Origin of the sequence: Brevibacterium casei CIP 102111 (assembly GCF_900169275.1) — a bacterium.
GTDB lineage: Bacteria > Actinomycetota > Actinomycetes > Actinomycetales > Brevibacteriaceae > Brevibacterium > Brevibacterium casei.
In genome coordinates this window covers 1-21,672 of the sequence record NZ_FXZC01000005.1, presented here as the reverse complement: position 1 = coordinate 21,672, position 21,672 = coordinate 1, and the positions used below count along the sequence as shown (strand labels likewise).

Here is a 21,672-nt window from a genome sequence, read left to right as displayed (position 1 = left end):
TTCGTCCATGCCGGACGCGGCAATGGACTGAGGATCACTGGTTGCCGATGGCTCCATCGGCGCCGTCGCGGCCCTGGTTGATCTGGTCTTCGAACTTCCCGCCGGAGAGATTGTTGGCGGCATCGGAGGCCTTGTCGAGACCCTGGTCGCTGATCTCTTCGCCCTTATCGCTATTCACGGCGTCCTTGGCTTTGTTGGTCAGGTCATCAAATCCCATGCTGTCTCCTTTCATCGGAAGAGGCCCGTACGGACCTCCTGACGCAGACCACGATGCCACTTTCGTCACCGAGGGCAACCGGAACCTCCGACTTTCACAGAGATCTCCCAATGTGACCATCGCCACTGCCTCGGTAACTTCTCGGCGACTCCGGGCGCCAGCAGCCCTGCCCTTCACTCTCGCTGACGTCAACGGCTCTGCGGGACGACGATCGCGAGTCCGACGAGGAGGGCTGTGAAGATCAGACAGGTGAGGATGTCGACGCCCTTCGAGCGGTTGACCCAGAACTCGCCCCACGGCGAGGGCATCGACCGCATGAGCGCGAGTCCCCCGGGGACGGCGGCGAGGACGAAGGCCCCGAGCCGGAAGTCGATGAATGCGCACGCTGCGGCCACACCGATCGCCGCGAGGCAGCCGAGCAGCACCCAGTCCTTCGAGACCGGATGCGAGTAGCGCCGCTTCCAGTAGATCCACCGCTTGGCGAGCGCCCCTCTCCCCCGCCGGGCGTGGCGGGGGGAGGTGCGGGTCCGCTCAGTGGAAGAAATGGCGGCTCCCTGTGAGGTAGAGGGAGACTCCGGCGTCCTCGGCCGCGGCGATGACCTCGTCGTCGCGGATCGACCCACCGGGCTGGACGACGGCGGTGACACCGGCGTCGAGGAGGATCTGGAGTCCGTCGGCGAACGGGAAGAACGCATCGGAGGCGGCGACGGAGCCGGAGGCGCGTTCGGCACCGGCGCGCTCGACGGCGAGCTTCGCCGAGTCGACCCGGTTGACCTGACCCATGCCGACGCCGACCGAGGCGCCGTCCTTGGCCAGGAGGATCGCATTCGACTTCACCGACCGGCACGCCTTCCATGCGAACTCGAGATCGGCGAGCACCGCGGGGTCCGCGGCCGGACCGGCGGCGAGCGTCCAGGACTTCGGCGAGTCGCCCTCGGCCTGGAAGACGTCACGGTCCTGGACGAGGAAACCGCCGGTGACCTGGGTGATCTCCGCGGCCGGGGCGTCGATGTCCCCGAGTTCGATGAGGCGCAGGTTCTTCTTCGATGCCAGGATCTCGAGCGCCTCGGGCGAGAACGACGGGGCCGCGAGGCATTCGGTGAAGATCGGCTTGATCGACTCCGCGAGTTCGGCGTCGACCTCGCGGTTGACGGCGATGACACCGCCGTAGGCCGAGAGCGGATCCGAGGCGTGGGCTGCCCGGTGGGCGGCGGCGGGGGTCTCGGCGACGGCGATGCCGCACGGATTGGCGTGCTTGATGATCGCGACTGCCGGCCGGTCGAAGTCATAGGCGGCCCGGATCGCGGCATCGGTGTCCGTGTAGTTGTTGTACGACATCGGCTTGCCGCCGAGCAGTCTCGCCCCGGCGATGCCGCGCGTGCCGTCGGAGTAGACGGCGGCCGACTGGTGGGGGTTCTCCCCGTAGCGCAGATCCGCGAGCTTGTTCCCGGTCAGTCCCGCGAAGTCGGGCTGCTCGCCCGCGGGAGCGAGCTCCCCGGCGAACCACGAGGCGACGTCGGAGTCGTAGGCCGCGGTGTGGGCGAAGGCGCGGGCGGCGAAGGCCCGGCGGGAGGCGAGGTCGAAGCCCTCCCCTGCCGCCGCCTCGGTGACGGCCGGATAGTCGGCCGGGTCGGTGATGATGGTGACGGTGGGGTGGTTCTTCGCCGCGGCACGGACCATCGAGGGTCCGCCGATGTCGATCTGCTCGATGCACTCGTCGAAGCCCGCACCGCTGGCGACCGTCTCGGCGAACGGGTAGAGGTTGACGACGACGAGATCGAAGGGCTCGATTCCGAGGTCATCGAGTTGGCTGAGGTGCTCGGGCTTGCGCGAGTCGGCGAGGATCCCGGCATGCACCTTGGGGTGGAGGGTCTTGACACGGCCTTCGAGGGTCTCGGGGAACCCGGTGAGCGCTTCGACCTCGGTGACCTCGACTCCGGCTTCGGCGATCCGCGCGGCCGTCGATCCCGTGGAGACGATCTCGACTCCGGCGGCGGCGAGCCCACGGGCGAGCTCCGTCAGTCCGGTCTTGTCGTAGACGCTGATGAGCGCTCTCCTGATCGCGCGGGTTCCTGTCACAGGTCCTCCTTGAGGGCTTGGTGGGTGATCGGCTCAGACGACGACGTCCGCCGCGGCGGGGTATCCCGAGACGTGGCGGCCGTCGATGGTGAGATCGTGGGTGGTGAGGAAGCGGAGCAGGCGGACGACTTCCTCCCGCTCCCGGGTCTTGATGCGCTCGTGGACGCTGTCCTCGGTGTCTCCGTCGAGCACCGGGACCGTGAACTGCGTGATGATCGGGCCCGTATCGACCCCGGAGTCGACGAGGTGGATCGTCCCGCCGGTGACCTTGACGCCGTGGGCGAGCGCGTCGCGGACGCCATGGGCGCCGGGGAAGGCCGGCAGCAGCGCCGGGTGGGTGTTGATGATCCGCTGGTCGAAGGCGGCGATGAAGTCGGCGCCGAGGATGCGCATGAAGCCGGCGGAGACGACCCAGTCCGGGTCGAGGTCGGCGACCGTGTCGCGCAGCCGCACATTCCATGCATCGCGGTCGGAGAAGTCCCGAGGGCGGACGACGAAGGTGGGGATGTCCGCGGACTCGGCCCGGGCGAGGACACCCGCGGTCGGAGAATCGGAGCCGATCGCGACGATCTCGACGTCGGCGGATCCGGGTCCGGTGAAGGCGTCGATGACGGCCTGGGTGAGGGTACCTGAGCCGGAGGCCAGCAGAACGATGCGCACGAAGGCCATTCTATCCTCGCCGTCACGGGCGCACCGACCCGGACCGTGCCGGTTTCCGCTGGGGCCGGACCGGGCGCCGAGGCGATTGCCAGTCGACTGTGACAAAATGACGGGGTGACGTCACCGAACAGCACCGAAGAGAAGAATGCCCCCACCCCCGAGGAGGAGAGGCAGGCCGCGCCGGCGCGGCACGGACTCATCCTCATCCTCCTCGTCCTGGCCGCGGTGCTGACGTTCACCTATCCGCTGCCCTTCAAACTCGCCGCCGCGGGCTTCGCGATCGCCGCGATCGTCTGGTCGGTCCGCTACATCATCGCCGTGGTCAGAGCGAAGCAGAAGCGCAGCATCTCCCTCGGCGTCCTCGGCGGACTGCTCAGCGTCTACCTCGTCTTCTCCACCCTCTCCTCCGTGGTGCTCTGGCCCGTCCAGTCGAGCTACGAGGAGTGCGTGCGGGATGCGATCACCCAGCAGGCGGAGCTCAAGTGCGCGAGCGACTACGAGGACGGACTGGGCTCCTGGTTCAAGCAGATCACCGGACAGGACCTCGAGCTGCCCGGCTCGAACTGAGCACAGCGCACCTCTGAGCGGCCTCCGGTGCCGCAGTTCCGACCCCACCAGTCCGACCACCACCCGGGGTGCCGACGATCAGCTGCGCTCGCTTCCCGCAAGAGCCTCGTCGTCCTCGCGGCCGAACTCCATGTGCGAGAGCATGGTCAGCCCGCAGCCGATGCTCAGACCCAGACCGACCCATCCGGTGACCGCGAGCGCGGAGACGAGGGGTGAGGGACCGAAGGCGGCGAGCCCGATGGGACCGATCGCACCGAAGGAGAAGAGCGCAGCGGTCTCACCGACGATGAGGACGAGCCCGGACGCGACGGCCACGCTCATCCATCCGGCGGCATGGACCCGGCGGGCATGCGCGCGGCCGATGACGACGCAGCCGATCCCGAGGAGGACGAGGAGGACCGGTGCGGCCTTCGCCCACACCGGGTATCCCCCGACGAGGAGTTCGAGCACGGGAACGTCGGGCACAGGTCCCGAGGCCGTGAGGAACGCCGAAGAGACGCCGTCGCCGATGCCCACCCCTGTGCCGGCGATCCACGACAGCGCGCTGAAGAGCGCTCCCGGAGCGAAGAGCACCTGAACGACGACAAGGCCGATGCCGGCCGACAGCGGGGAGCTGTAGGCCTCCATCGCCTCGGCGAGGTCGGCCCACCGCAGTCCGAGCCCGACGGCGATGACGACGACGGCGAGTCCGAGGGCGCCGAAGAGCACGCGCCTGCCCAGGGCGGTCGCGGCACTCCAGACCTCCTCGTCGAGTCCACTCAGCCACGGAAGGTCGACGACGCCGCGGACCCGGACATAGCCGAAGGCGAAGGCCGTCGCGAGCAGGGCGAGCAGCCGGAGGACGCCGAGCGGATCGAGAGTCGCCTCCCCGACGAGGACGGCGAGCACGACGAGCGGCCCCGCGTAGACGAGGGCGAAGCCCGAGAGCGCCATGGCGCACGTCGCCCACCACGGAGACTCCTCCGCCTCATCGCCGGGCTCGGGATCGGCATCGGAGAGCACAGTGATGAGTCGGGCCGCCCCCGAGGCGAGGAGGGCCCACACTCCGAGGGTGACGAGGCTCGGGGGCAGTGAGAAGTCGAAGCCCATCGTCGACATGCTCAGACCGTGGACGACGGCCCAGAGGGCGAAGGCCCACTCGGGGATGATCGAGTAGTCGAGCTGGGCGCCGAGGCCGACGAGCCAGAAGACCGTCGCGACGACGAACGCCGAGGGCACGACGATGAGGCCGAGGCGGAAGGCTTCGACCATGCCCAGGAGGACGGGATGGCGGGTGGAGCTCTGAGGTGGAGAAGTGTGCATCGGTACCATTTTCGCCGACGGCAAGCGCACATTGCGGTATTGACCACGCGATTCCCACGTCCGGGACGTACAATTGCGCCAGAACGCGCGTGTCGGAAGTTAAGGAAGCAGACTGCGATGAGCAACGGGAACGACGAACAGAATGTTCCGCCCCCACCGAACGATCCTCCCCACCGGAACACGGACGCGTCGACCGGCGAGGGCAGCACGGGCGTGACGGGTTCGGGAAGCGGTCCGAACCGAGCGTCCGCAGGTGAGGAGACGGTCGCGATGCCGAGCCCGTTCTCCTCGGACCGTGATGCGCGGGAACCCGCGGCGGATCGTGATGCGCAGAACACCGCGGCGAAGGAAGCCGACGAGACGTCGTTCGGCTCCGACGCTCCCCCGTTCGGGGCCGCTGACCAGGGCAGAGGTCCCGGATCGCAGCAGACTTCGGACGGCGTTACGACCACTCCCCAGCCGCGCGTCGAAAGCGGCGGTCCGTCGGGCCCGGGCGCCGGAGGTCCGCAGGGGCAGGGCCCCGGTGCCGACAACGGCCCACAGTGGTCGGGATCGCGCAATGAGCAGGGTCCTCAGTCGGCACCGCAGTTCGGCGGGTCCCCATCGCAGCCCGGCGCACCCCAGTACGGCGGACCCGACCAAGGTGGATCGCAGCCCGGCGCACCCCAGTACGGCGCACCCGGCCCCCAGTTCGGCGGTCCGGGGCAGAACGGTCCTCAGCAGGGCGGTCCTCAGCACGGCGGTCCTCAGCAGGGCGGCCCCGGCGGTTATTCGAACGAACAGGGCACGAGCCGCTACCCCGCCGTACCGGAGCAGAACGGCGGGTACCGGAACCCGGCGGGTCCGTACCAGAACCAGTCCGACCCCTACCAGAGCGGACCGCAGCAGACCGGTTCGGGGCAGCGGACGGGTTCGGGACCCGGGTCGTCCCAGGCCCTCCCGCAGCCGGCACCGGCCCCCGGTTTCGCCGGTTCGACCGCAGCGACGACCCGGGCAGAGTCCCGGGCACCGAAGAAGAAGGGGAAGCTGCCGCTCTTCATCGCCCTCGGTGCCGTCGTCCTCGTCCTCGTGCTCGTCCTCGTCGGTGTTCTCGTCGTCAACTCGGTGAACAAGAACAACTACGGACCGGACTCGGTTGCCGAGGACTACGTCGCGGCGCTGAACAAGGGTGACTTCGCCGCTGCGGAGAAGATCGCCCCGTCCCCGCGTCCTGAGGGCACGAACCTCGACCTGCTGTCGACGAACTTCACCGAGTCGTCGCCGGCGAAGATCGAGAACGCGAAGGTCGAATCCTCGAACGTCGACGGTGACAACGGCAAGGTCACCGTCAGCTACACGCTCGACGGAGCGAACTACAACGTCGATCTCACCGCGAAGAAGGACGGCAAGCAGAACCTCTTCTTCGACAAGTGGGCGCTGACCGGGCCCGCGCTCCACGTCATCTCCCTCGACGTCCCCGCCGCTGACGGACTGACGATCAACGGCACCGACTACAAGGCGCAGGCGGGCACGACGGCCTTCGCCGTCTACCCGGGCAAGTACGAGTTCGCGATCCCTGCGAGCAAGTGGGTCTCCGAGGCCTCGGACACCGCTGCGGCGAACTTCCCGCAGGCCTATGCCCCGGGTGATCAGCCGAGCGGCGAGCAGGTCTCACCGCTCACACTCAACCTCGATCTCGCCCCGACCCCGGACTTCGAGAAGGAGGTCCAGAAGCAGGTCGATGCCGAGCTCGAGAAGTGCTTCGACAACAAGGACATCAAGCCCAAGTGCAAGTTCATCAAGTTCGACCCCACGCAGATCCCGGTCGGCGGCACGGACAAGAAGCTCGATGAGCTCGCGAAGAAGAACACCGCGAAGTGGAACATCAAGGAGATGCCCGACGTCAAGGCCTCCTTCGGGGTCGGTGACACCAACACGGGGTCGTTCTTCACCGAGAAGAACGGCAGCTTCGACTTCAGCGTCGACGGAAAGCAGCGCGGCTCCTCGTACTTCTCGAACGGGAATCCGCTGTCGGTGTCGGGAAGTGTGACGATCGAGGGCGACAAGCTCTCCGTCGAGTTCTTCGACTTCTGACGCTCTCCCTCCGACGGTGATCGCCGGGACTCCTGTCGGAGTCCCGGCGATTCTCGTCTCGCTCAGACTCCGTCGAGGACTGCGCGCCGCGGCAGGGGGACGGCGGCGGCGGCTTCGAACCACCGGCCGGCGGCGATGACGAGGTCGTCGGCGAAGCGGCGTCCGGAGATCTGCACGCCGATCGTCCGCCCGTCGCCGGTGAATCCCGCGAGCACGGTCGCCGCCGGCTGCTCCGACATGTTGTAGGGCATCGTGAATCCGATGTGCCCCATGGGCGCGGTGGCATCGGGGTAGGGCATCGGCTGTTCGGCTGCGAACGCCGCGTCCGGGGCCACCGGGGAGAGGACGAGGTCGAGGTCGCCCGTCGCAGCGACGGTGCGCCGTCGGATCTCCTGCACGCTGTGGTAGCACTCCATGAGGCGCGAACCCGTGACGTCGGCCCCGCCCTGGGCCCACTCCCGGATATAGGGCAGGATGAGCTGCTGTTCGGCGAATGGGAGCGCCCGGAGGTCGTTCCACGACCGGACCCTCCAGAACAGGTCCATGTCGGCGAGCAGACCGTCGTCGATGAAGGGGGCGACGGGCACGATCTCGGCTCCGGCGGTGCGGAATGCCGCGGCCGCCTCGGCGATCGCGTCGGTCGTCTCCGACGTCGCAGGGACCCCGCACCCGGCGTCGAGGTGGAGGCCGATGCGCAGGCCCGCAGGATCGAACGGCGACGATGACGCATCGGCACCATCGGCGGCGCCGGCGGGAAGCCGCGTCCAGTCACGGTCGTCGGGGGCGGAGATGACGGTCATCGCCGCGGCGACGTCGGCCATCGTGCGCGCCATCGGGCCCGCGCAGCGGCCCATGTAGGGGGCGTCGAGCGGGACCCGTCCGAAACTCGGCTTGAGGCCGGCGAGGCCGAGCCAGGTGCACGGCAGGCGGATCGATCCTCCGATGTCGGAGCCGATGTGGATGGGCCCGTAGCCGGCCGCGGCCGCGGCACCGGCACCGGCGCTCGATCCGCCCGTCGTCAGGCTCGGGTCGAGCGGGGACCGGGTGATGCCGTGGAGCGAGGAGACCCCCGAGGAGAGCATGCCCCAATCGGGCATCGTCGTCGATCCGACGATGACGGCCCCGGCCTCGGTGAGCCGCTCGGTGATCGGCGCATCGTGGTCGGCGAGTGGCACGTCGAGCCACGCATGGCCCGACGGCATCGGCACTCCCCTGCGCGCGATGTTCTCCTTGATCGTCACCGGCACCCCGTCGAGGGGTCCGAGTGGAGCCCCGGCCGCGAAGCGGCGGGCGCTCGCTTCGGCGGCCTCACGGGAGCGCTCGTCGTCACGGTGGTGGAGGGCGTTGATGACGGGTTCGCATGCATCCATCCGCGACTGCACGCTCGCGAGCACCTCGAGCGGGGAGAACTCCCCCTCGGCGTATCCCGCGGCCATCTGCGCTGCGGTCAGATCGGACAGAGCCGTCATCGTCCTCTTCTCCTCGGTCGTGGGTCTCGGGTCGGCGTCTCGGCTCAGCCGGTGAGCGCGTCGGCCAGGGTCGGGGTCGCGGCGATGAGGCTCGCCGTGTACTCCTCTCGGGGTGCGGTGTAGACCTGCTCGGTCGTCCCCGCCTCGACGATGCATCCGTCCTTCATGACGATGACATCGGAGCACAGATGCCTGACCACGCCGAGGTCGTGGGAGACGAAGAGCAGGGTGAGGGCGTAGTCGTCGACGAGGTCGGTGAGGAGGTTGAGCACCTGCGCCCGGACGGAGACGTCGAGGGCGGAGACGGGCTCGTCGGCGACGAGGATCTGGGGCCGGGTGACCAGTGCCCGAGCGATCGAGATCCGCTGCCGCTGTCCGCCGGAGAACTGGTGGGGGTAGCGCCGCATCGATGCGGTGTCGAGGTCGACTGCGGCGAGCATCGCCTCGACCGCGGCGAGGCGCTCGTCGCGTCCGATGCCCTTGGCGATGAGCGGTTCGGCGACGATGTCCTCGACCCGCATCCGCGGGTCGAGGGAGGCGAAGGGATCCTGGAAGACGATCTGGAGGTCCTCGCGCAGACGGCGCAGCGCCGAGGCGGACGCCGACTCGACGGCGATGTCGCCGACGCGGACATGGCCGCTCGTCGGTCGGTCGAGACCGGAGAGGATGTTGAGCAGCGTCGACTTCCCCGACCCCGATTCGCCGACGATCCCGAGCCGCTGGCCCCGTGCCACCGTGAAGCCGACCCCGTCGAGTGCGCGCACCGGAGCCCGCCGCCGCAGCAGTCCCCCGGAACGGTAGAGCTTCGAGACGTCGGCGACCTCGATGAGCGGCGATGCATCCCGTCCGCGCGGCGAAGGGCCGTGGCCCGGCGGGTCCGCAAGGCCCTCCTCTGCCGCCGAGGCGGTCGTCGCCTTCCCGGCCGGCGTCCCCGATGGGTATTCGCCCGGTCCCGTGTAGTCGAGTGCCGTGCGCAGGGTGAAGAGGTGCCCGTCGGCGTCGGTGGCGTCGAGATCGGAGGAGGCGAGCAGGCCCCGGGTGTAGGGGTGCTGCGGGTCGGTGAAGATCTCTTCGACCGTGCCGGTCTCGACGATGCGGCCCTGGTACATGACGATGACCCGGTCGCACAGTCCCGCGACGACGGCGAGGTCGTGGGTGATGAAGAGCAGCCCCGCCCCGACGGCGTCGACCCTTTCGGCGATGAGGTCGAGCATCTGCTTCTGCACCGTGACGTCGAGGGCGGTCGTCGGTTCGTCGCAGATGAGCAGCCGCGGGGCGTTGGCGAGGGCGATCGCGAGCATGACCCTCTGCCGCTGCCCTCCGGAGAGCTGGTGCGGGTAGGCCAGGCGGGCGCTCTCGGGAGTGGGCATCCGCACGTCGCGGAGGAGTTCGAGCACCCGTCCGGGGACCTGCGCGCGGGGGACGCCGCCGTGGAGGCGCAGCGCCTCGGCGATCTGGTCGCCGACCCGCATGAGCGGGTTGAGCGCGCTCATCGGCTCCTGGAAGACCATCGACACGAGATCCGCGCGCATGCGGGCCAGCCGCTTCTCGCTCGCGGTGAGGACGTCGCCGTCGAAGCCGGCGAGGCGGATCGTCCCCGTCGCGTGGAGTTCGTCGGGAAGCAGTCCCATGATCGAGGCCGCGGTCAGGGACTTCCCCGACCCCGATTCGCCGATGAGCCCGACCCGCTCCCCCGGGACCAGCCGGAGAGAGACGGAGTCGAGGACGGGTTCCCCACTTCCGGCCGGGGTGATCGTGAGGTCGGCGACGTCGACGAGGGTCTCGGTCATCTCAGCGCATCTCCATCTTCGGGTCGAAGCGGTCGCGGAGTCCGTCGCCGAGGAGGTTGAAGCCGAGGACGGCCACCGCGATGGCCAGGCCCGGCCACAGCGCGAGTTCGGGACGGGTGGCGAGGAACTGCTGGGACTCCTGGAGCATCCGCCCCCACGAGGGCACCGGCGCCTGGGTGCCGAGGCCGAGGAAGGAGAGCCCCGCCTCGGCGAGGACGGAGATCGCGAACGTCACCGACGCCTGGACGATGACCATGCCGGCGATGTTCGGCAGGACGTGGACGACGGCGATCGCGGCGGTGCCCCGGTTCGCGGCGCGGGCTGCCCGGACGTACTCGGAGCCGAGCACCTGCATCGTCCCCGACCGGGCGACACGGGCGAACCCGGGGATGGAGGCGATGCCGACGGCGACCATCGCCGGGCCCGTCCCCGGCTGGTAGACGGCGGCGAAGATGATGGCGAGCAGAAGGGCAGGGAAGGCGAGGAGGATGTCGTTGGCGCGCATGATCAGGGCGCCCAGCCACTGACCCCAGGGGTACTGGGCGAAGACCGCGGCGAGGATCCCGATCGGGGTGCCGATGAGCAGGGCGATGCCGACGGCGACGACGCCGACCATGAGTGTGATCCGTGCGCCGTACATGATCCACGTAAGGGTGTCCCGGCCGAAGCGGTCGGTGCCGAGGGGATGGGCAGGGCTGCCCGCCTGCAGCCGGGCTGCCGGGTCGACGGCAGCGGGATCGTAGGGTGTCCAGACGAAGGAGACGAGGGCGAGGAGGACGACGAGGGCGACGAGGACAGCACCGATGATCATCGGCGCTCCGATCCGTCTGCGCGGACGCCGCTTAGGATCGCCGGCACCGACGACGTGCTCGGCGGCCGGGAGGCCGTCGGCGTGGACGCGGTCGCGTGGGTTCGTCGCGCTCATGCGGCAGCCCTCAGTCGCGGATCGACGACCGGGTAGAGGAGGTCGACGACGAAGTTGATGAGGAGCACGAGCACGATGAGGACCATGACGATGCCCTGGACGGTGACGAGGTCGCGGTTGGATACGGCTCGCACGAGCTCGGAGCCGATGCCGGGGAGGACGAAGATCTGTTCGATGACGACGGCGCCGACGAGCAGGGTCGCGAGTTGGACCCCGGCGACGGTGATGACCGGGATCGCCGCATTGCGCAGTCCGTGCCGGAACAGCGCCCGGGTCCGGGTCAGCCCCTTCGCCCGGGCGGTGCGGATGTAGTCCTCGCGCATGACGTCGAGGACGGCGGAGCGGACGTAGCGGGTGAGGATCGCCGCCTGGACGAGGGCGAGGGAGACGACGGGGAGGACGAGGCGGGCGAGGAAGCCGCCGACGCCCTCGATCGGCGCCATCCACCCCTGGGAGGGGAACCACCCGAGGGTGAGGGAGAAGACCATGACGAGGAGGATCGCGGCGAGGAAGCTGGGGATCGCGATCCCGATCTGGCTGAGCGCCGAGATCGTCGCCCCCACCCAGCTGCGCTGCTCGAGGGCGGCGAAGGTGCCCAGCGGCACGGCGATGAGCACGGCGACGATGATCGCCGCGACGACGAGGATCGCGGTGACCTGGACGCTGTCGACGATGACCGGGGTGATCGGGGCGCCGGTGACGTAGGACGTTCCGAAGTCCCCGCGGACCATCCCGCCGAGCCAGTCGAGGTAGCGCACGAGCGCCGGCTCATCGAGGCCGTAGCGGGACTCGAGCTCCGCCACCGCCTCAGCCGTGGCGTTCGTCCCCAGGGCCACCTGCGCCGCATTGCCCGGCAGGACGCTCATGAGGGCGAACACCGCCACCGAGGCGACGAGGAGGGAGAGGAGGAACTGGACGAGCCGACCGAGGACGTAGGCGATCATGGTCGGGACAGGTCAGTTCCAGCTGAGGTCGGCGATGCGGAAGGCATCCGAGACGCGGTTGACGGGGATGCCTGCGACATCGGCCTTGGCGACGACGAGGTTGGGGAAGAGGAAGAGGAAGTCGGCGGCCGCGTCCTCGGTGATCGTGCGCGCGATGTCCTTCATCCCGGAGATGTACTCCTCCTCGGTGCCCGTGTCGGCCTTCTCCGCGAGCTCCCTGATCTTCGCATCGTCGTAGCCGGTGTAGTAGTCGGAGGAGAAGACGGTGAGGATGTCGCGGGGTTCGGCGTGGTTGATCACCGACATGTCGTACTCGTGCTTCGTGAAGGTCTTGTCCAACCACACTGCGGGGAACTCCTGCGTCTCGATCTTCGCGGTGAGACCGACCTCGCTCAGCTGCGAGGACACGATCTCGGAGATCGCCTTCGCGTACGGCAGGTTGGGCACGGTGAAGGTGAACTCCTCGCCGGTGAGCCCGGCGTCGTCGATGAGCTGCTTCGCCTTCTTGGGGTCGTAGGGCCACACCCCGGTGAGATCCTCGTAGTAGGGGTCGGTCGGCGGGACCATCGATCCGATGAGCTCTCCGTATCCGGCCCATGCGGTGTCGAGCACGGCTTTGCGGTCGATCGCGTACATCACCGCTTCACGGGCGCGCTTGTCCTTGAAGATCCCGTCGGCGTTGTTCATCGTCAGCACGACCTCGCCGTTCGTCGTGCCCGAAATGATCTGGTAGTCCGCGCTCTGGAAGTCCCCGGCGAGTTCCGGGGCCTGGAGGTTGGAGACGACGTCGATCTCGCCGGACTTCAGGGCGTTCGCGGCGGAGACGGCGTCCGTGAAGTACTTGAACTCGACGTTCTTCACCGCCGGGGCCTCGCCCCAGTAGTCGTCGCGCGCGACGAAGTCGATCGACTGCCCGCGCGTGAACTTCTCGATCGCGTACGGTCCCGTGCCGATCGCCTCGTTCGCGAGGTCCTCGGTGCCCTCGGTGTCGAAGACGGCCCCGATGAGTGTCGTGAGGTTGAACAGCCACTGGTTCGACGGTGTGGCCAGCGTGATCTCGACCGTGGAGTCGTCGGGAGTGGCGATCGAGTCGACGACGTCCATCTTCGCCCCGAGCGCATTCGTCCACTCGTTCTTCGCTCGCTCGTAGGAGAACTTGACGTCCTCGCTGGTGAGGTCTGCTCCGTTGGAGAACTTCACTCCCTCGCGGAGGGTGAAGGTGTACGTCTTCCGATCTTCGGACACCGTCCAGTCCTCGGCGAGTGCCGGTTGGATCTCACCGGATTCGTCGAGGCGGACGAGGGACTCGTAGACGTTCTCCATGAGAGCCTCGGGGATCGCGACCCCCGAGGTCGAGGTGAAGTCGAGGTTGACCGGTTCGGCGGTGAAGGCGATCGCCATCGAATCGCGCTGCTCGTCCGATCCGGGATCGGAGGCGCCCGCCGAGCACGCGGAGAGGACGAGGGTAAGGGCAGCGGCGGCTGCGACCCAGAGGGCGGTGCGCGGAGACTTCATGGTTCACCTCGTAGTTCGGGACGCCGATCGGCTCGCTCAGTCTAACCGACACGGCAGGGCGCGAATGTGTCCCGTGTCACATCCCGGGCCGCTCACCGGGAACGGGGCCCGGTCCTCGGGGCGGCTGCCGGGTCAGCGGCCTGCGGTCGCCGAGGCGGGAGGCGGTCTCAGAGTCCCGTCTGCTCGGCGAGGATGCCGGCGAGGCCGTCGAAGGCGATGCGCCGATGCGAGCGCGCGTTCTTCTCCTCCGGGGTCATCTCGGCCGCGCTCTTCTCCGAGCCCTCGGGGATGAAGATGGGATCGTAGCCGAAGCCGCCGTCCCCACGCGGTGCGGTGGCGAGGTGGCCGGGCATCGCACCCTCGGCGACGAACTCGCGCCCGTCAGGGGTGACGGCCGCAGCGGCGCAGCGGAACTGCGCTCCCCGGTGTGCGGCGTCGATGTCGCGCAGCTGGGACAGCAGCAGCTCGAGGTTCGCCTGGTCGTCGCCGTGGCGTCCTGCCCATCGGGCGGAGAAGATCCCCGGTGCCCCGCCGAGGACGTCGACGGCGATCCCGGAGTCGTCGGCGATCGCGGTCAGCCCGGTGGCCGCCGCGGCGGCATGGGCCTTGATGAGCGCGTTCTCGGCGAACGTCACCCCGGTCTCCGGGATGTCCCCGAGCCCCGCCTCGGCGGCGGTGCGGACCTCCGTGCCCTCACCGAGGACAGGGAGGAGGATCGCGAGGAGCTCGCGCTTCTTCTTCTCGTTGTGGGTGGCGAGGACGAAGGTCGTCATCGTCCCAGCGCCTCGCGCTGAAGCTCGGTGAGGTCGGCGCAGCCCTTCGCGGCGAGGTCGAGCAGCGAGGAGAGCTCGTCGCGGTCGAACGGCGCACCTTCGGCAGTGCCCTGGACCTCGACGAACTTCCCGGAGCCGGTCATGACGACGTTCATGTCGGTCTCGGCGGTCGAGTCCTCGACGTAGGGCAGGTCGAGGAGGGGCTGACCGTCGACGATGCCGACGCTGATCGCAGCGACCGAATCGGTCAGCGGCTGGTGGGCGGCGGGAATGAGTCCGGACGAGCGGCCCTTGTCGATCGCGTCGGCCATGGCGACGTAGGCACCGGTGATCGAGGCGGTGCGGGTCCCGCCGTCGGCCTGGAGGACGTCGCAGTCGAGGACGAGGGTGTTCTCCCCGAGCTTCGTCATGTCGATGACCGCTCGCAGGCTGCGCCCGATGAGGCGGGAGATCTCATGGGTGCGCCCGCCGAGCTTGCCCTTGACGGACTCACGGGTGCTCCGGGAGTCGGTGGCGCGCGGGAGCATCGCGTACTCGGCGGTCACCCATCCGCGGCCCTGCCCCTTGAGCCACCGGGGGACGCCTTCGGTCAGGGACGCCGCGCAGAGCACGCGCGTGTTGCCGAACTCGATGAGGGCCGAGCCCTCGGCGGTGGTGATCCAGTTCCGGGTGATCTTCACCTCGCGGAGCTCATCAGCTCCTCGTCCGTCTGCGCGCGCCATGGTCCTCTTTCCTGTCTCGGTCTCGGTTGCGGTGGGGCTCACACGCTCCACCAGGCTTCGGGTTTCGCGAGTTCGATGGGGCCGCGGTACTCCCCCGCGGCCTCTCCGCGCACGATCGTGCAGTCCGTCCAGACGGGGATGTGCGTGAGCACGAGGGAGCGGACGTCGGCATCGGTGGCCACACGGCCCGCGCGCTTGCCGGTGAGGTGGACTCCGCGGGCGGAGTCCCTGCCCTCCTGGAACGCGGCCTCGCAGAGGAAGAGGTCGGCCCCGCGGGCGGCTTCGACGAGGTTGGCGCACTCGTCCGTGTCAGCCGAGTAGGCGATGACGGATCCGGTCGCGTCCGTGATCCGCACCGCGTAGGTCTCGACGGGATGGTCGACGAGGAAGGTCTCGATGGTCAGCGACCCGATCTGCCAGACCGATCGGTCGTCGAGGTCGATGAACTCGAACGCGCGGGAGAAGTCCGTGTCTTCGCAGCCGTCGGCGGACGGGGCCTTTCCGGGATCCGTGTGATAGGCGCGGGTGAGTCGCTCCTCTGCTCCGGCCGGGGCGTAGACGGCGGTGCGGGTGCGGATCGTGCCGGTGTCCGTGACGTCTCCGGAGAAGAAGCGCGGGTCGTAGCTGTGGCGGACGTAGAACCCGAGCATGTCCATGCAGTGGTCGGGGTGGAGGTGGCTGAGCACGACAGCGGTGATCGAGTCGAGGTCGACTGCTCGCTGCAGAGGGCTGAGCGCTCCGGAGCCCAAGTCGAGGACGATGCGGGTCGGCTTCTCCTCCTCGGTCTCGACGAGGTAGCAGCTGGCGGAGGAACCGGGGCCGGGGAAGGAGCCGGCGGTGCCGAGGGCGGTGAGTTTCATTCGTCGTCATCCCCTTGCATCTGCGCGAGCAAGGTCATCGTCAGTCGGTCCTGAATCCAGGTCAGGAAGTCGTACAGGGTCAGGGTGAGCTCTTCGGACTCGTCGAGCTGGTCGCGGTGGGCGTACTTCTCCTCCTGCGCCTCCTCGGTGTCGATGCCGAGGCGGACGGCGAGGACGAGCCGAAGGTCGTTGAGGCCCTTCATCCACGCGAGCACCTCGTCATGGCTGAGCGTGATCGCCGCTCCTCGCCTCAGTCCGGCGACGATGATGCGGATGTTGTGCGCCTTCGCCTGGGCGAGGTCGAACTCGGTGAGCCGCCGGAACTCCTGCGAGCGTTCGTCGTCGAGGGGGTCGACATCGGGGAAGAGCCGCAGCAGCGCCGGATCGTCGGGGCGAGGGCGCTCGACGAGGCCGAGCCTGGCTTCCCAGTTCTCCGAATCGGGACGACCGTCCTCCCCCTCATCCTCGGCGAGGAGGGCGGCGAGGTCGGTGAAGACCGTGAGCATGAGTGAGCGTTCGTTGTCCTCGAGTCTGAGGACGACGTCGTCCCCACGAGCGTCGATGGCTGCCATGCCTCAGTCTGATCCTGATTCTGGTTGGCACGCGGCCCACAGTCCGTATTCGTGCATCGCCTGGGTGTCGCGCTCCATCTCCTCGCGTCCCCCGGTGGCGACGACGGAGCGGCCCTTCTCGTGGACTTCGAGCATGAGCCGGTGAGCCTTCTCCGCGGAGTACCCGAAGTAGGACTGGAAGACGTAGCTGACATAGCTCATGAGATTGACCGGGTCGTTGAAGACGACGGTCCTCCACGGCCTGGCCGGATCCACGGCGGTGCGGACGCCGACGTCCGGCTCCAGAACAGGGGTCGTTGGATTGCTCACGTTTCCACAATACGGCAGATCCGTGATGCTGTCGTGACGTAAGATCACGCCTATGAGTGATCTCACACGCACCGATTCCACTGCGTTCTTCACCGATCAGTACGAGCTGACGATGGTGCAGGCCGCCTTGAGATCGGGCGCTGCTCACCGGCCCAGCCTCTTCGAGGTCTTCGGTCGCAGCCTTCCCGCCGGACGCCGTTACGGCGTCGTCGCAGGCACGGGACGCATCCTCGAGATGCTCGAGGACTTCCGCTTCGACGAGGAGGAGCTTGCGTTCCTCAGCCGTGAGCGCATCGTCGATGCCGCGACGATCGACTGGCTGGCGAACTACCGCTTCTCGGGAACGATCCGGGGCTACGCCGAGGGCGAGATCTACTTCCCGGGCTCGCCGCTGCTCACCATCGAGTCGAGCTTCGCCGAGGGTGTCATCCTCGAGACGCTCATCCTCTCCGCCCTCAACTACGACTGCGCGGTCGCCTCGGCGGCGTCCCGGATGGCGCAGGCCGCCGGCGACCGACCGGTGGCGGAGATGGGCGGGCGTCGCACGAACGAGCATGCGGCAGTAGCGGCGGCCAGGGCCGCGGTCATCGGCGGCTTCTCCTCGACGTCGAACCTCGCTGCGGGACTGCGGTACGGACTGCCGACGATCGGGACCTCGGCGCATTCGTTCACCCTCCTCCACGACTCGGAGCGCGAAGCCTTCGCCGCGCAGCTCGAGTCGCTCGGCACCGATACGACCCTCCTGCTCGACACCTACGACGTCGAGGAGGCGCTCAAGACGGCCATCGAACTCGCCGGCCCCCGCCTCGGCGGGGTGCGCATCGACTCGGGCGACCTCATCGAACAGGCGAGCGAGGTCAGGGCGGGCCTCGACCGCCTCGGCGCGAAGGACACGACGATCACGGTCACCAGCGACCTCGACGAGTACGCGATCGCAGCGCTCGCCGCCTCCCCCGTCGACGCCTACGGCGTCGGCACTCGCGTCGTCACCGGCTCGGGCGCACCGGCGGCGGGGCTCGTCTACAAGCTCGTCGCGCGCGCCGACGAATTGGGGGCGTGGACGGCGGTGGCGAAGAACTCGACGGGCAAGCCCTCCCGGGGCGGACACAAGGAGGCCAGGCGCCTCATCGACGGTGCGATCGCCGTCGAAGAGGCCGTCGGCATCCCCGACCTGCCCGATGACCTCGACGACGGACGGCACCTGTCGGTCGACCTCGTCGTGGGCGGGGAGATCGACCGGTCGTTCACGGGGGCCGGCGGAGTGAAGAAGGCGTGTGCCCGCCATGACGAGTCCCTGGCGGAGCTGCCGCGGTCGGCCAGGCGCCTCCAGGACGGGGAGCCGGCGATCCCGACGGTGTTCTACTCCGGCTGAGGCCCGCCCCCGGCTGAGGCCCACCCCGGCTGAGGCCCACCCCGGCCGGCTCACTTCTGGCCGACGAACCAGCCCTGGAGCTTCTTGATCCGCGCCTGGATCTGCTCACGGGTGGCCTGGGCCACCGCAGGTCCTCCGCACGCCTTGCGGAGTTCGACGTGGACGGTCTTGTGCGGGGTGCCGGTGCGCCGTGACCAGGCGCCGACGAGGCTCTGGAGCTGGTTGCGCTCCTCCTTCATCGCCCGGTGCTCGAGTTCGCTCGTGTGGACCTCGGCGGCAGGAGGCGGTGCGGCGGCGGTCTTGCGCTGGGCCTGCTTGGCCTGCTGGGTGCGCAGGAGTTCGTGGACCTGTTCGGGTTCGAGGAGGCCGGGGATGCCGATGAAGTCGAGTTCGTCCTCGGAGCCGATCGCTCCACCAGTGCCGAACTCGCCGCCGTCGTAGAGCACCCGGTCGAACAGCGCCTCGGCACCGAGGGCTTCGAAGGAGCCGAGCTGGTCGGAGGCGCCCTCGCTGCGGTTGGCCTGCTCGAGGGCCTGATCGTCGAAGACGACGACATCGTTCTCATCCTCGTTGCGCGGCCGGTCGAGGGCGTGGTCGCGTTCGACCTCCATCGAGTTCGCGAGCGCCAGGAGGATCGGCACCGAGGGGAGGAACACGGAAGCGGTCTCTCCGCGTTTGCGGGCGCGGACGAAGCGTCCGATGGCCTGGGCGAAGAAGAGGGGCGTCGAGGAGGAGGTCGCGTAGACGCCGACGCACAGACGGGGGACGTCGACGCCCTCGGAGACCATGCGCACGGCCACCATCCAGCGGTCGGTCGAGTTCTGGAACTCCTCGATGCGCGCCGAGGCCCCGGCTTCGTCGGAGAGGACGACGGTGGGCTTCTCCCCGGTGAGCTCGCGCAGCACCTTCGCGTAGGCGCGAGCGGCATCCTGGTCAGTGGCGATGACGAGACCACCGGCGTCGGGGACCGTGCGCCGGACCTCGGTCAGACGCATGTCCGCGGCTTTGAGCACGGCGGGGATCCAGTCGCCGGCCGGGTCGAGGGCGGTGCGCCAGGCCTGGGAGTTGATGTCCTTCGTCGTCTCCTCGCCGAGGACGTGGGACATCTCGTCGCCGGCCTTCGTCCGCCACGACATGGCACCGGCGTAGGCGAGGAAGAGGACGGGTCGGACGACGGAGTCCTTGAGTGCCCGGCCGTAGCCGTAGGAGTAGTCCGCGACCGAAGTCCGGATGCCCTCGGCGTCGGGGGCGTAGGTGACGAACGGGATCGGCGAGGTGTCGGAGCGGAACGGGGTGCCCGTCAGCGACAGGCGGCGCACGGCCGGACCGAAGGCCTCGCGGACCGCGTCACCCCAGGACAGGGCGTCACCGGCGTGGTGGACCTCGTCGAGGATGACGAGCGTGCGCCCGGCTGCGGTGCGGTTGTGGTGGAGGACCGGCTTCGCGGCGACCTGGGCGTAAGTGAGGGCGACACCGTGGAATCCGGGGGCGTGCTTGCCCTGGGAGTTCTTGAAGTGCGGGTCGAGTTTGATGCCCACGCGCGCAGCGGAGTCCGCCCACTGGACTTTGAGGTGCTCGGTGGGGGCAACGACCGTGACGCGGTTGACGACGCGCTGGGCGAGGAGCTCAGCGGCCAGGCGCAGGGCGAAGGTCGTCTTGCCCGCACCGGGGGTCGCGACGGCGAGGAAGTCCTTCGGCTGGTCCCGGAAGTAGAGTTCGAGGGCCTCGGCCTGCCACGCGCGCAGTTTGCCGGCCGTTCCCCAAGCGGCGCGCTCGGGGAAGGCCGGTGAGAGCTGTTCGGCGGCGGAGGTCCCTGGGAGACGTTCCGCGGCCATCTACTCCTTGGGTCCTTCAGGCATCGATTCGAAGATCTCCTTGCACTTCGGGCAGACAGGGAAGCGCTCGGGATCCCTCGTGGGGACCCACACCTTTCCGCACAGGGCGATGAGCGGCGTCCCGGTGACCATGGATTCCATGATCTTGTCCTTGGGAGCGTAGTGGCTGAACCGCTCGTGGTCGCCCGGTTCGACGAGCTGCTCTGTCTGCTCACGCTCGATCGTGGCTGAACCGCCTGAAGATGGATAGGTCATGGCTCCATTGTAGTTCCCTAGAATGAGAACCATGGATCGGTCCCACGAGTATTCGCTCACAGAGCGCTATCGCGAGCTCAGCGACGACATCGCCGCGGCCGTCGCCGTGGTCTCGGCCAAGCGAGGCGGTGCCGCGCACGCGATCACCGTCGACTCGTTCCTCGACGTCTCCTACGATCCGCCGACGATGGCGGTGAGCGTCTACTCAGGCTCGAGGATGATGGAGACCTTGGAGATGACCGATCACTTCGCGATCTCCGTCCTCAGCGCTGAGCAGCGGGACATCTCCGAACGCCTCGGGGCGTCGGGGCAGCCGCTCTATGGTGCCCTGTCCGGCATCGACACCTTCCCCGGGCCGCGATCCGGGCAGCCGATCCTGAGCGGTGCCGTCGCGTGGTTCGAGCTGCGGATGACGGAGATCGTCCAGGTCGCCACGCACAGTCTCGTCGTCGGCGAGGTGGTGGCATTGGGGGCCGGGCCAGGAAGCGGTCAGCTGCAGCCGCTCCTGCGGTGGCGGAAGGCCTACGGCACGATCGGCCGTCGCTGAGGACCATCACCGGGAAGGCCGCAGACCACCGGCCTGTGGGTGGGTCACCGCGGCGGGCCACCGTCCTGAGCGTGAGTAACCGCGCCTGGCTTCCGAGCCCCTAGACTTCCGGTATGGACCTCGCTGAGATCTGGCCGCCTTTCGGCCTCCGCATCACGACCGGAGACATGGACCTCACCCCGACCCGGGAGGCGGATCTTCCGGAGCTCGCCGAGATCGCCCGCGGCGGCGTCCGCCGAGACGGTGTGCGGGCGTTCCTCGTCGATTGGGACTCCGGCACCGACGAGGAGATCGGCCGGTCGATCGCTCAGTATCAGTGGGGGACGCGCGCGAACTACTCCCCCGGTGACTGGACCATCGAGTTCACCGTCCGCGTCGACGGACGCGTCGTCGGCCTGCAGGGGGCGAGCAGCACGGACTTTCCGAAGACGCGGTCGGTCAAGACCGGGTCATGGCTCGCACGGTCCGAGCAGGGACGCGGGTACGGCACCCGGATGCGCCGTGCGCTCGTGACCGCCTTCGCTGATCATCTCGGTGCCCGCACGTTCCACACCGGGTATGTCGAGGGCAACGATCCGAGCCGGCGGGTGTCCGAGAAGCTCGGGTACTCCCCCAACGGGGACTTCACGATCGTCGTCCAGGGAGGTGAGGCGTGCACGGAGCATCAGATGGTGCTGCGTGCCGATGACATCGTCCGCGACGATACGGTCGAGATCGCCGGCGCCGAGGCGGTCCGCCGGTTCCTCGGTCTCGATGCACACCCGTGAATGTAAAAAGTGGGGGCACCCCTTCGAAAAGGAGTGCCCCCACCAACAATTATTGCGGCAGTCACTTACTCTCCCACAACCACCAAGTTGCAGTACCATCAGCATGACATGGGCTTAGC

22 protein-coding genes are annotated in these 21,672 nt (G+C 68.7%); 5 read left to right on the top strand and 17 right to left on the bottom strand.

Translation table 11 applies throughout. From position 1 onward, the window contains the following. Positions 1-34 precede the first annotated feature (34 nt). The 4 genes from BC102111_RS12370 to purN all read right to left on the bottom strand — a co-directional run bounded on the left by BC102111_RS12370 (position 35) and on the right by purN (position 2,956). Positions 35-217 carry an antitoxin gene (locus BC102111_RS12370; protein ID WP_009374413.1) on the bottom strand — a complete coding sequence of 61 codons (183 nt, stop codon included), beginning with the start codon at positions 215-217 and terminating at the stop codon, positions 35-37. Between the two features lie 188 nt (positions 218-405). Next, positions 406-642: a hypothetical protein gene (locus tag BC102111_RS12365; protein ID WP_223289781.1), complete on the bottom strand. Its 237-nt coding sequence runs from the start codon at positions 640-642 to the stop codon at positions 406-408. Between the two features lie 106 nt (positions 643-748). Beyond that, on the bottom strand, positions 749-2,296 hold the full coding sequence (gene purH, locus BC102111_RS12360) for a bifunctional phosphoribosylaminoimidazolecarboxamide formyltransferase/IMP cyclohydrolase (protein ID WP_095376777.1): 1,548 nt from the start codon (positions 2,294-2,296) through the stop codon (positions 749-751). 33 nt (positions 2,297-2,329) lie between these two features. Next, positions 2,330-2,956, bottom strand: a complete 627-nt coding sequence (gene purN / locus BC102111_RS12355; RefSeq protein WP_040341032.1) for a phosphoribosylglycinamide formyltransferase — start codon at positions 2,954-2,956, stop codon at positions 2,330-2,332. Between the two features lie 114 nt (positions 2,957-3,070). Here purN and BC102111_RS12350 point away from each other — a divergent pair, with 114 nt between their 5' ends. Continuing rightward, the gene (locus tag BC102111_RS12350) at positions 3,071-3,523 is read left to right on the top strand and encodes a hypothetical protein (RefSeq protein ID WP_009374409.1); all 453 of its coding nucleotides are present in this window, start codon (positions 3,071-3,073) and stop codon (positions 3,521-3,523) included. Between the two features lie 78 nt (positions 3,524-3,601). Here BC102111_RS12350 and BC102111_RS12345 read toward each other — a convergent pair whose 3' ends face one another. Then, positions 3,602-4,825 carry a cell division protein PerM gene (locus tag BC102111_RS12345; RefSeq protein WP_101624497.1) on the bottom strand — a complete coding sequence of 408 codons (1,224 nt, stop codon included), beginning with the start codon at positions 4,823-4,825 and terminating at the stop codon, positions 3,602-3,604. A gap of 270 nt (positions 4,826-5,095) precedes the next feature. Here BC102111_RS12345 and BC102111_RS12340 point away from each other — a divergent pair, with 270 nt between their 5' ends. Further along, positions 5,096-6,898: a hypothetical protein gene (locus BC102111_RS12340; protein WP_257957727.1), complete on the top strand. Its 1,803-nt coding sequence runs from the start codon at positions 5,096-5,098 to the stop codon at positions 6,896-6,898. Positions 6,899-6,960: 62 nt separating this feature from the next. Here BC102111_RS12340 and BC102111_RS12335 read toward each other — a convergent pair whose 3' ends face one another. The 10 genes from BC102111_RS12335 to clpS form a co-directional block, all read right to left on the bottom strand. Then, the gene (locus BC102111_RS12335; RefSeq protein ID WP_095376780.1) at positions 6,961-8,367 is read right to left on the bottom strand and encodes an amidase; all 1,407 of its coding nucleotides are present in this window, start codon (positions 8,365-8,367) and stop codon (positions 6,961-6,963) included. A 44-nt stretch (positions 8,368-8,411) separates the two neighbouring features. Beyond that, the gene (locus tag BC102111_RS12330) at positions 8,412-10,157 is read right to left on the bottom strand and encodes a dipeptide ABC transporter ATP-binding protein (RefSeq protein WP_095376781.1); all 1,746 of its coding nucleotides are present in this window, start codon (positions 10,155-10,157) and stop codon (positions 8,412-8,414) included. 1 nt (position 10,158) lies between these two features. Then, entirely contained in the window at positions 10,159-11,082 is a 924-nt protein-coding gene (locus tag BC102111_RS12325; RefSeq protein WP_197907839.1) for an ABC transporter permease, read from the bottom strand. After that, a complete protein-coding gene (locus BC102111_RS12320; protein WP_009374403.1) occupies positions 11,079-12,026 on the bottom strand; it encodes an ABC transporter permease in 948 nt (315 codons plus the stop codon). Before BC102111_RS12320 ends, BC102111_RS12325 begins: the two co-directional genes overlap by 4 nt. A gap of 12 nt (positions 12,027-12,038) precedes the next feature. Continuing rightward, on the bottom strand, positions 12,039-13,541 hold the full coding sequence (locus tag BC102111_RS12315; protein WP_009374402.1) for an ABC transporter substrate-binding protein: 1,503 nt from the start codon (positions 13,539-13,541) through the stop codon (positions 12,039-12,041). 167 nt (positions 13,542-13,708) lie between these two features. After that, on the bottom strand, positions 13,709-14,314 hold the full coding sequence (gene rdgB, locus BC102111_RS12310) for an RdgB/HAM1 family non-canonical purine NTP pyrophosphatase (RefSeq protein ID WP_095376782.1): 606 nt from the start codon (positions 14,312-14,314) through the stop codon (positions 13,709-13,711). Then, positions 14,311-15,036, bottom strand: a complete 726-nt coding sequence (gene rph, locus BC102111_RS12305; protein WP_009374400.1) for a ribonuclease PH — start codon at positions 15,034-15,036, stop codon at positions 14,311-14,313. The genes rdgB and rph overlap by 4 nt, the downstream gene beginning before the upstream one ends. 38 nt (positions 15,037-15,074) lie before the next feature. After that, on the bottom strand, positions 15,075-15,896 hold the full coding sequence (locus BC102111_RS12300) for an MBL fold metallo-hydrolase (RefSeq protein WP_009374399.1): 822 nt from the start codon (positions 15,894-15,896) through the stop codon (positions 15,075-15,077). Next, on the bottom strand, positions 15,893-16,468 hold the full coding sequence (locus tag BC102111_RS12295; RefSeq protein WP_063250195.1) for a DUF2017 family protein: 576 nt from the start codon (positions 16,466-16,468) through the stop codon (positions 15,893-15,895). The genes BC102111_RS12300 and BC102111_RS12295 overlap by 4 nt, the downstream gene beginning before the upstream one ends. A 3-nt stretch (positions 16,469-16,471) precedes the next feature. Continuing rightward, the gene (gene clpS / locus BC102111_RS12290) at positions 16,472-16,777 is read right to left on the bottom strand and encodes an ATP-dependent Clp protease adapter ClpS (RefSeq protein WP_009374397.1); all 306 of its coding nucleotides are present in this window, start codon (positions 16,775-16,777) and stop codon (positions 16,472-16,474) included. A 52-nt stretch (positions 16,778-16,829) separates the two neighbouring features. Between clpS and BC102111_RS12285 the strand changes: the two genes are divergently transcribed. Next, the gene (locus BC102111_RS12285; RefSeq protein ID WP_101624496.1) at positions 16,830-18,149 is read left to right on the top strand and encodes a nicotinate phosphoribosyltransferase; all 1,320 of its coding nucleotides are present in this window, start codon (positions 16,830-16,832) and stop codon (positions 18,147-18,149) included. A gap of 50 nt (positions 18,150-18,199) precedes the next feature. On the opposite strand, the gene BC102111_RS12280 is transcribed toward BC102111_RS12285, so the two are convergent. Both BC102111_RS12280 and BC102111_RS12275 read right to left on the bottom strand, forming a co-directional pair. After that, on the bottom strand, positions 18,200-19,984 hold the full coding sequence (locus BC102111_RS12280) for a DEAD/DEAH box helicase (RefSeq protein ID WP_009374395.1): 1,785 nt from the start codon (positions 19,982-19,984) through the stop codon (positions 18,200-18,202). Beyond that, entirely contained in the window at positions 19,985-20,239 is a 255-nt protein-coding gene (locus BC102111_RS12275) for a DUF3039 domain-containing protein (protein ID WP_009374394.1), read from the bottom strand. A gap of 31 nt (positions 20,240-20,270) precedes the next feature. Here BC102111_RS12275 and BC102111_RS12270 point away from each other — a divergent pair, with 31 nt between their 5' ends. Further along, positions 20,271-20,786, top strand: coding sequence for a flavin reductase family protein (locus BC102111_RS12270; protein WP_101624495.1), 516 nt, complete (start codon positions 20,271-20,273; stop codon positions 20,784-20,786). Between the two features lie 113 nt (positions 20,787-20,899). Next, complete coding sequence (locus tag BC102111_RS12265; protein ID WP_101624494.1) at positions 20,900-21,553, top strand: GNAT family N-acetyltransferase; 654 nt, start codon at positions 20,900-20,902, stop codon at positions 21,551-21,553. Positions 21,554-21,672 lie beyond the last annotated feature (119 nt).

Bases quoted from the DNA above. Each gene is read 5' to 3' on its own strand.
- BC102111_RS12370 (WP_009374413.1), bottom strand. From the start codon at position 217: ATGGGATTTGATGACCTGACCAACAAAGCCAAGGACGCCGTGAATAGC.
- BC102111_RS12345 (WP_101624497.1), bottom strand. From the start codon at position 4,825: ATGCACACTTCTCCACCTCAGAGCTCCACCCGCCATCCCGTCCTCCTG.
- BC102111_RS12340 (WP_257957727.1), top strand. From the start codon at position 5,096: ATGCCGAGCCCGTTCTCCTCGGACCGTGATGCGCGGGAACCCGCGGCG.
- BC102111_RS12335 (WP_095376780.1), bottom strand. From the start codon at position 8,367: ATGACGGCTCTGTCCGATCTGACCGCAGCGCAGATGGCCGCGGGATAC.
- BC102111_RS12330 (WP_095376781.1), bottom strand. From the start codon at position 10,157: ATGACCGAGACCCTCGTCGACGTCGCCGACCTCACGATCACCCCGGCC.
- BC102111_RS12325 (WP_197907839.1), bottom strand. From the start codon at position 11,082: ATGAGCGCGACGAACCCACGCGACCGCGTCCACGCCGACGGCCTCCCG.
- BC102111_RS12320 (WP_009374403.1), bottom strand. From the start codon at position 12,026: ATGATCGCCTACGTCCTCGGTCGGCTCGTCCAGTTCCTCCTCTCCCTC.
- BC102111_RS12315 (WP_009374402.1), bottom strand. From the start codon at position 13,541: ATGAAGTCTCCGCGCACCGCCCTCTGGGTCGCAGCCGCCGCTGCCCTT.
- rdgB (WP_095376782.1), bottom strand. From the start codon at position 14,314: ATGACGACCTTCGTCCTCGCCACCCACAACGAGAAGAAGAAGCGCGAG.
- rph (WP_009374400.1), bottom strand. From the start codon at position 15,036: ATGGCGCGCGCAGACGGACGAGGAGCTGATGAGCTCCGCGAGGTGAAG.
- BC102111_RS12300 (WP_009374399.1), bottom strand. From the start codon at position 15,896: ATGAAACTCACCGCCCTCGGCACCGCCGGCTCCTTCCCCGGCCCCGGT.
- BC102111_RS12295 (WP_063250195.1), bottom strand. From the start codon at position 16,468: ATGGCAGCCATCGACGCTCGTGGGGACGACGTCGTCCTCAGACTCGAG.
- BC102111_RS12285 (WP_101624496.1), top strand. From the start codon at position 16,830: ATGAGTGATCTCACACGCACCGATTCCACTGCGTTCTTCACCGATCAG.
- BC102111_RS12280 (WP_009374395.1), bottom strand. From the start codon at position 19,984: ATGGCCGCGGAACGTCTCCCAGGGACCTCCGCCGCCGAACAGCTCTCA.
- BC102111_RS12275 (WP_009374394.1), bottom strand. From the start codon at position 20,239: ATGACCTATCCATCTTCAGGCGGTTCAGCCACGATCGAGCGTGAGCAG.
- BC102111_RS12270 (WP_101624495.1), top strand. From the start codon at position 20,271: ATGGATCGGTCCCACGAGTATTCGCTCACAGAGCGCTATCGCGAGCTC.
- BC102111_RS12265 (WP_101624494.1), top strand. From the start codon at position 20,900: ATGGACCTCGCTGAGATCTGGCCGCCTTTCGGCCTCCGCATCACGACC.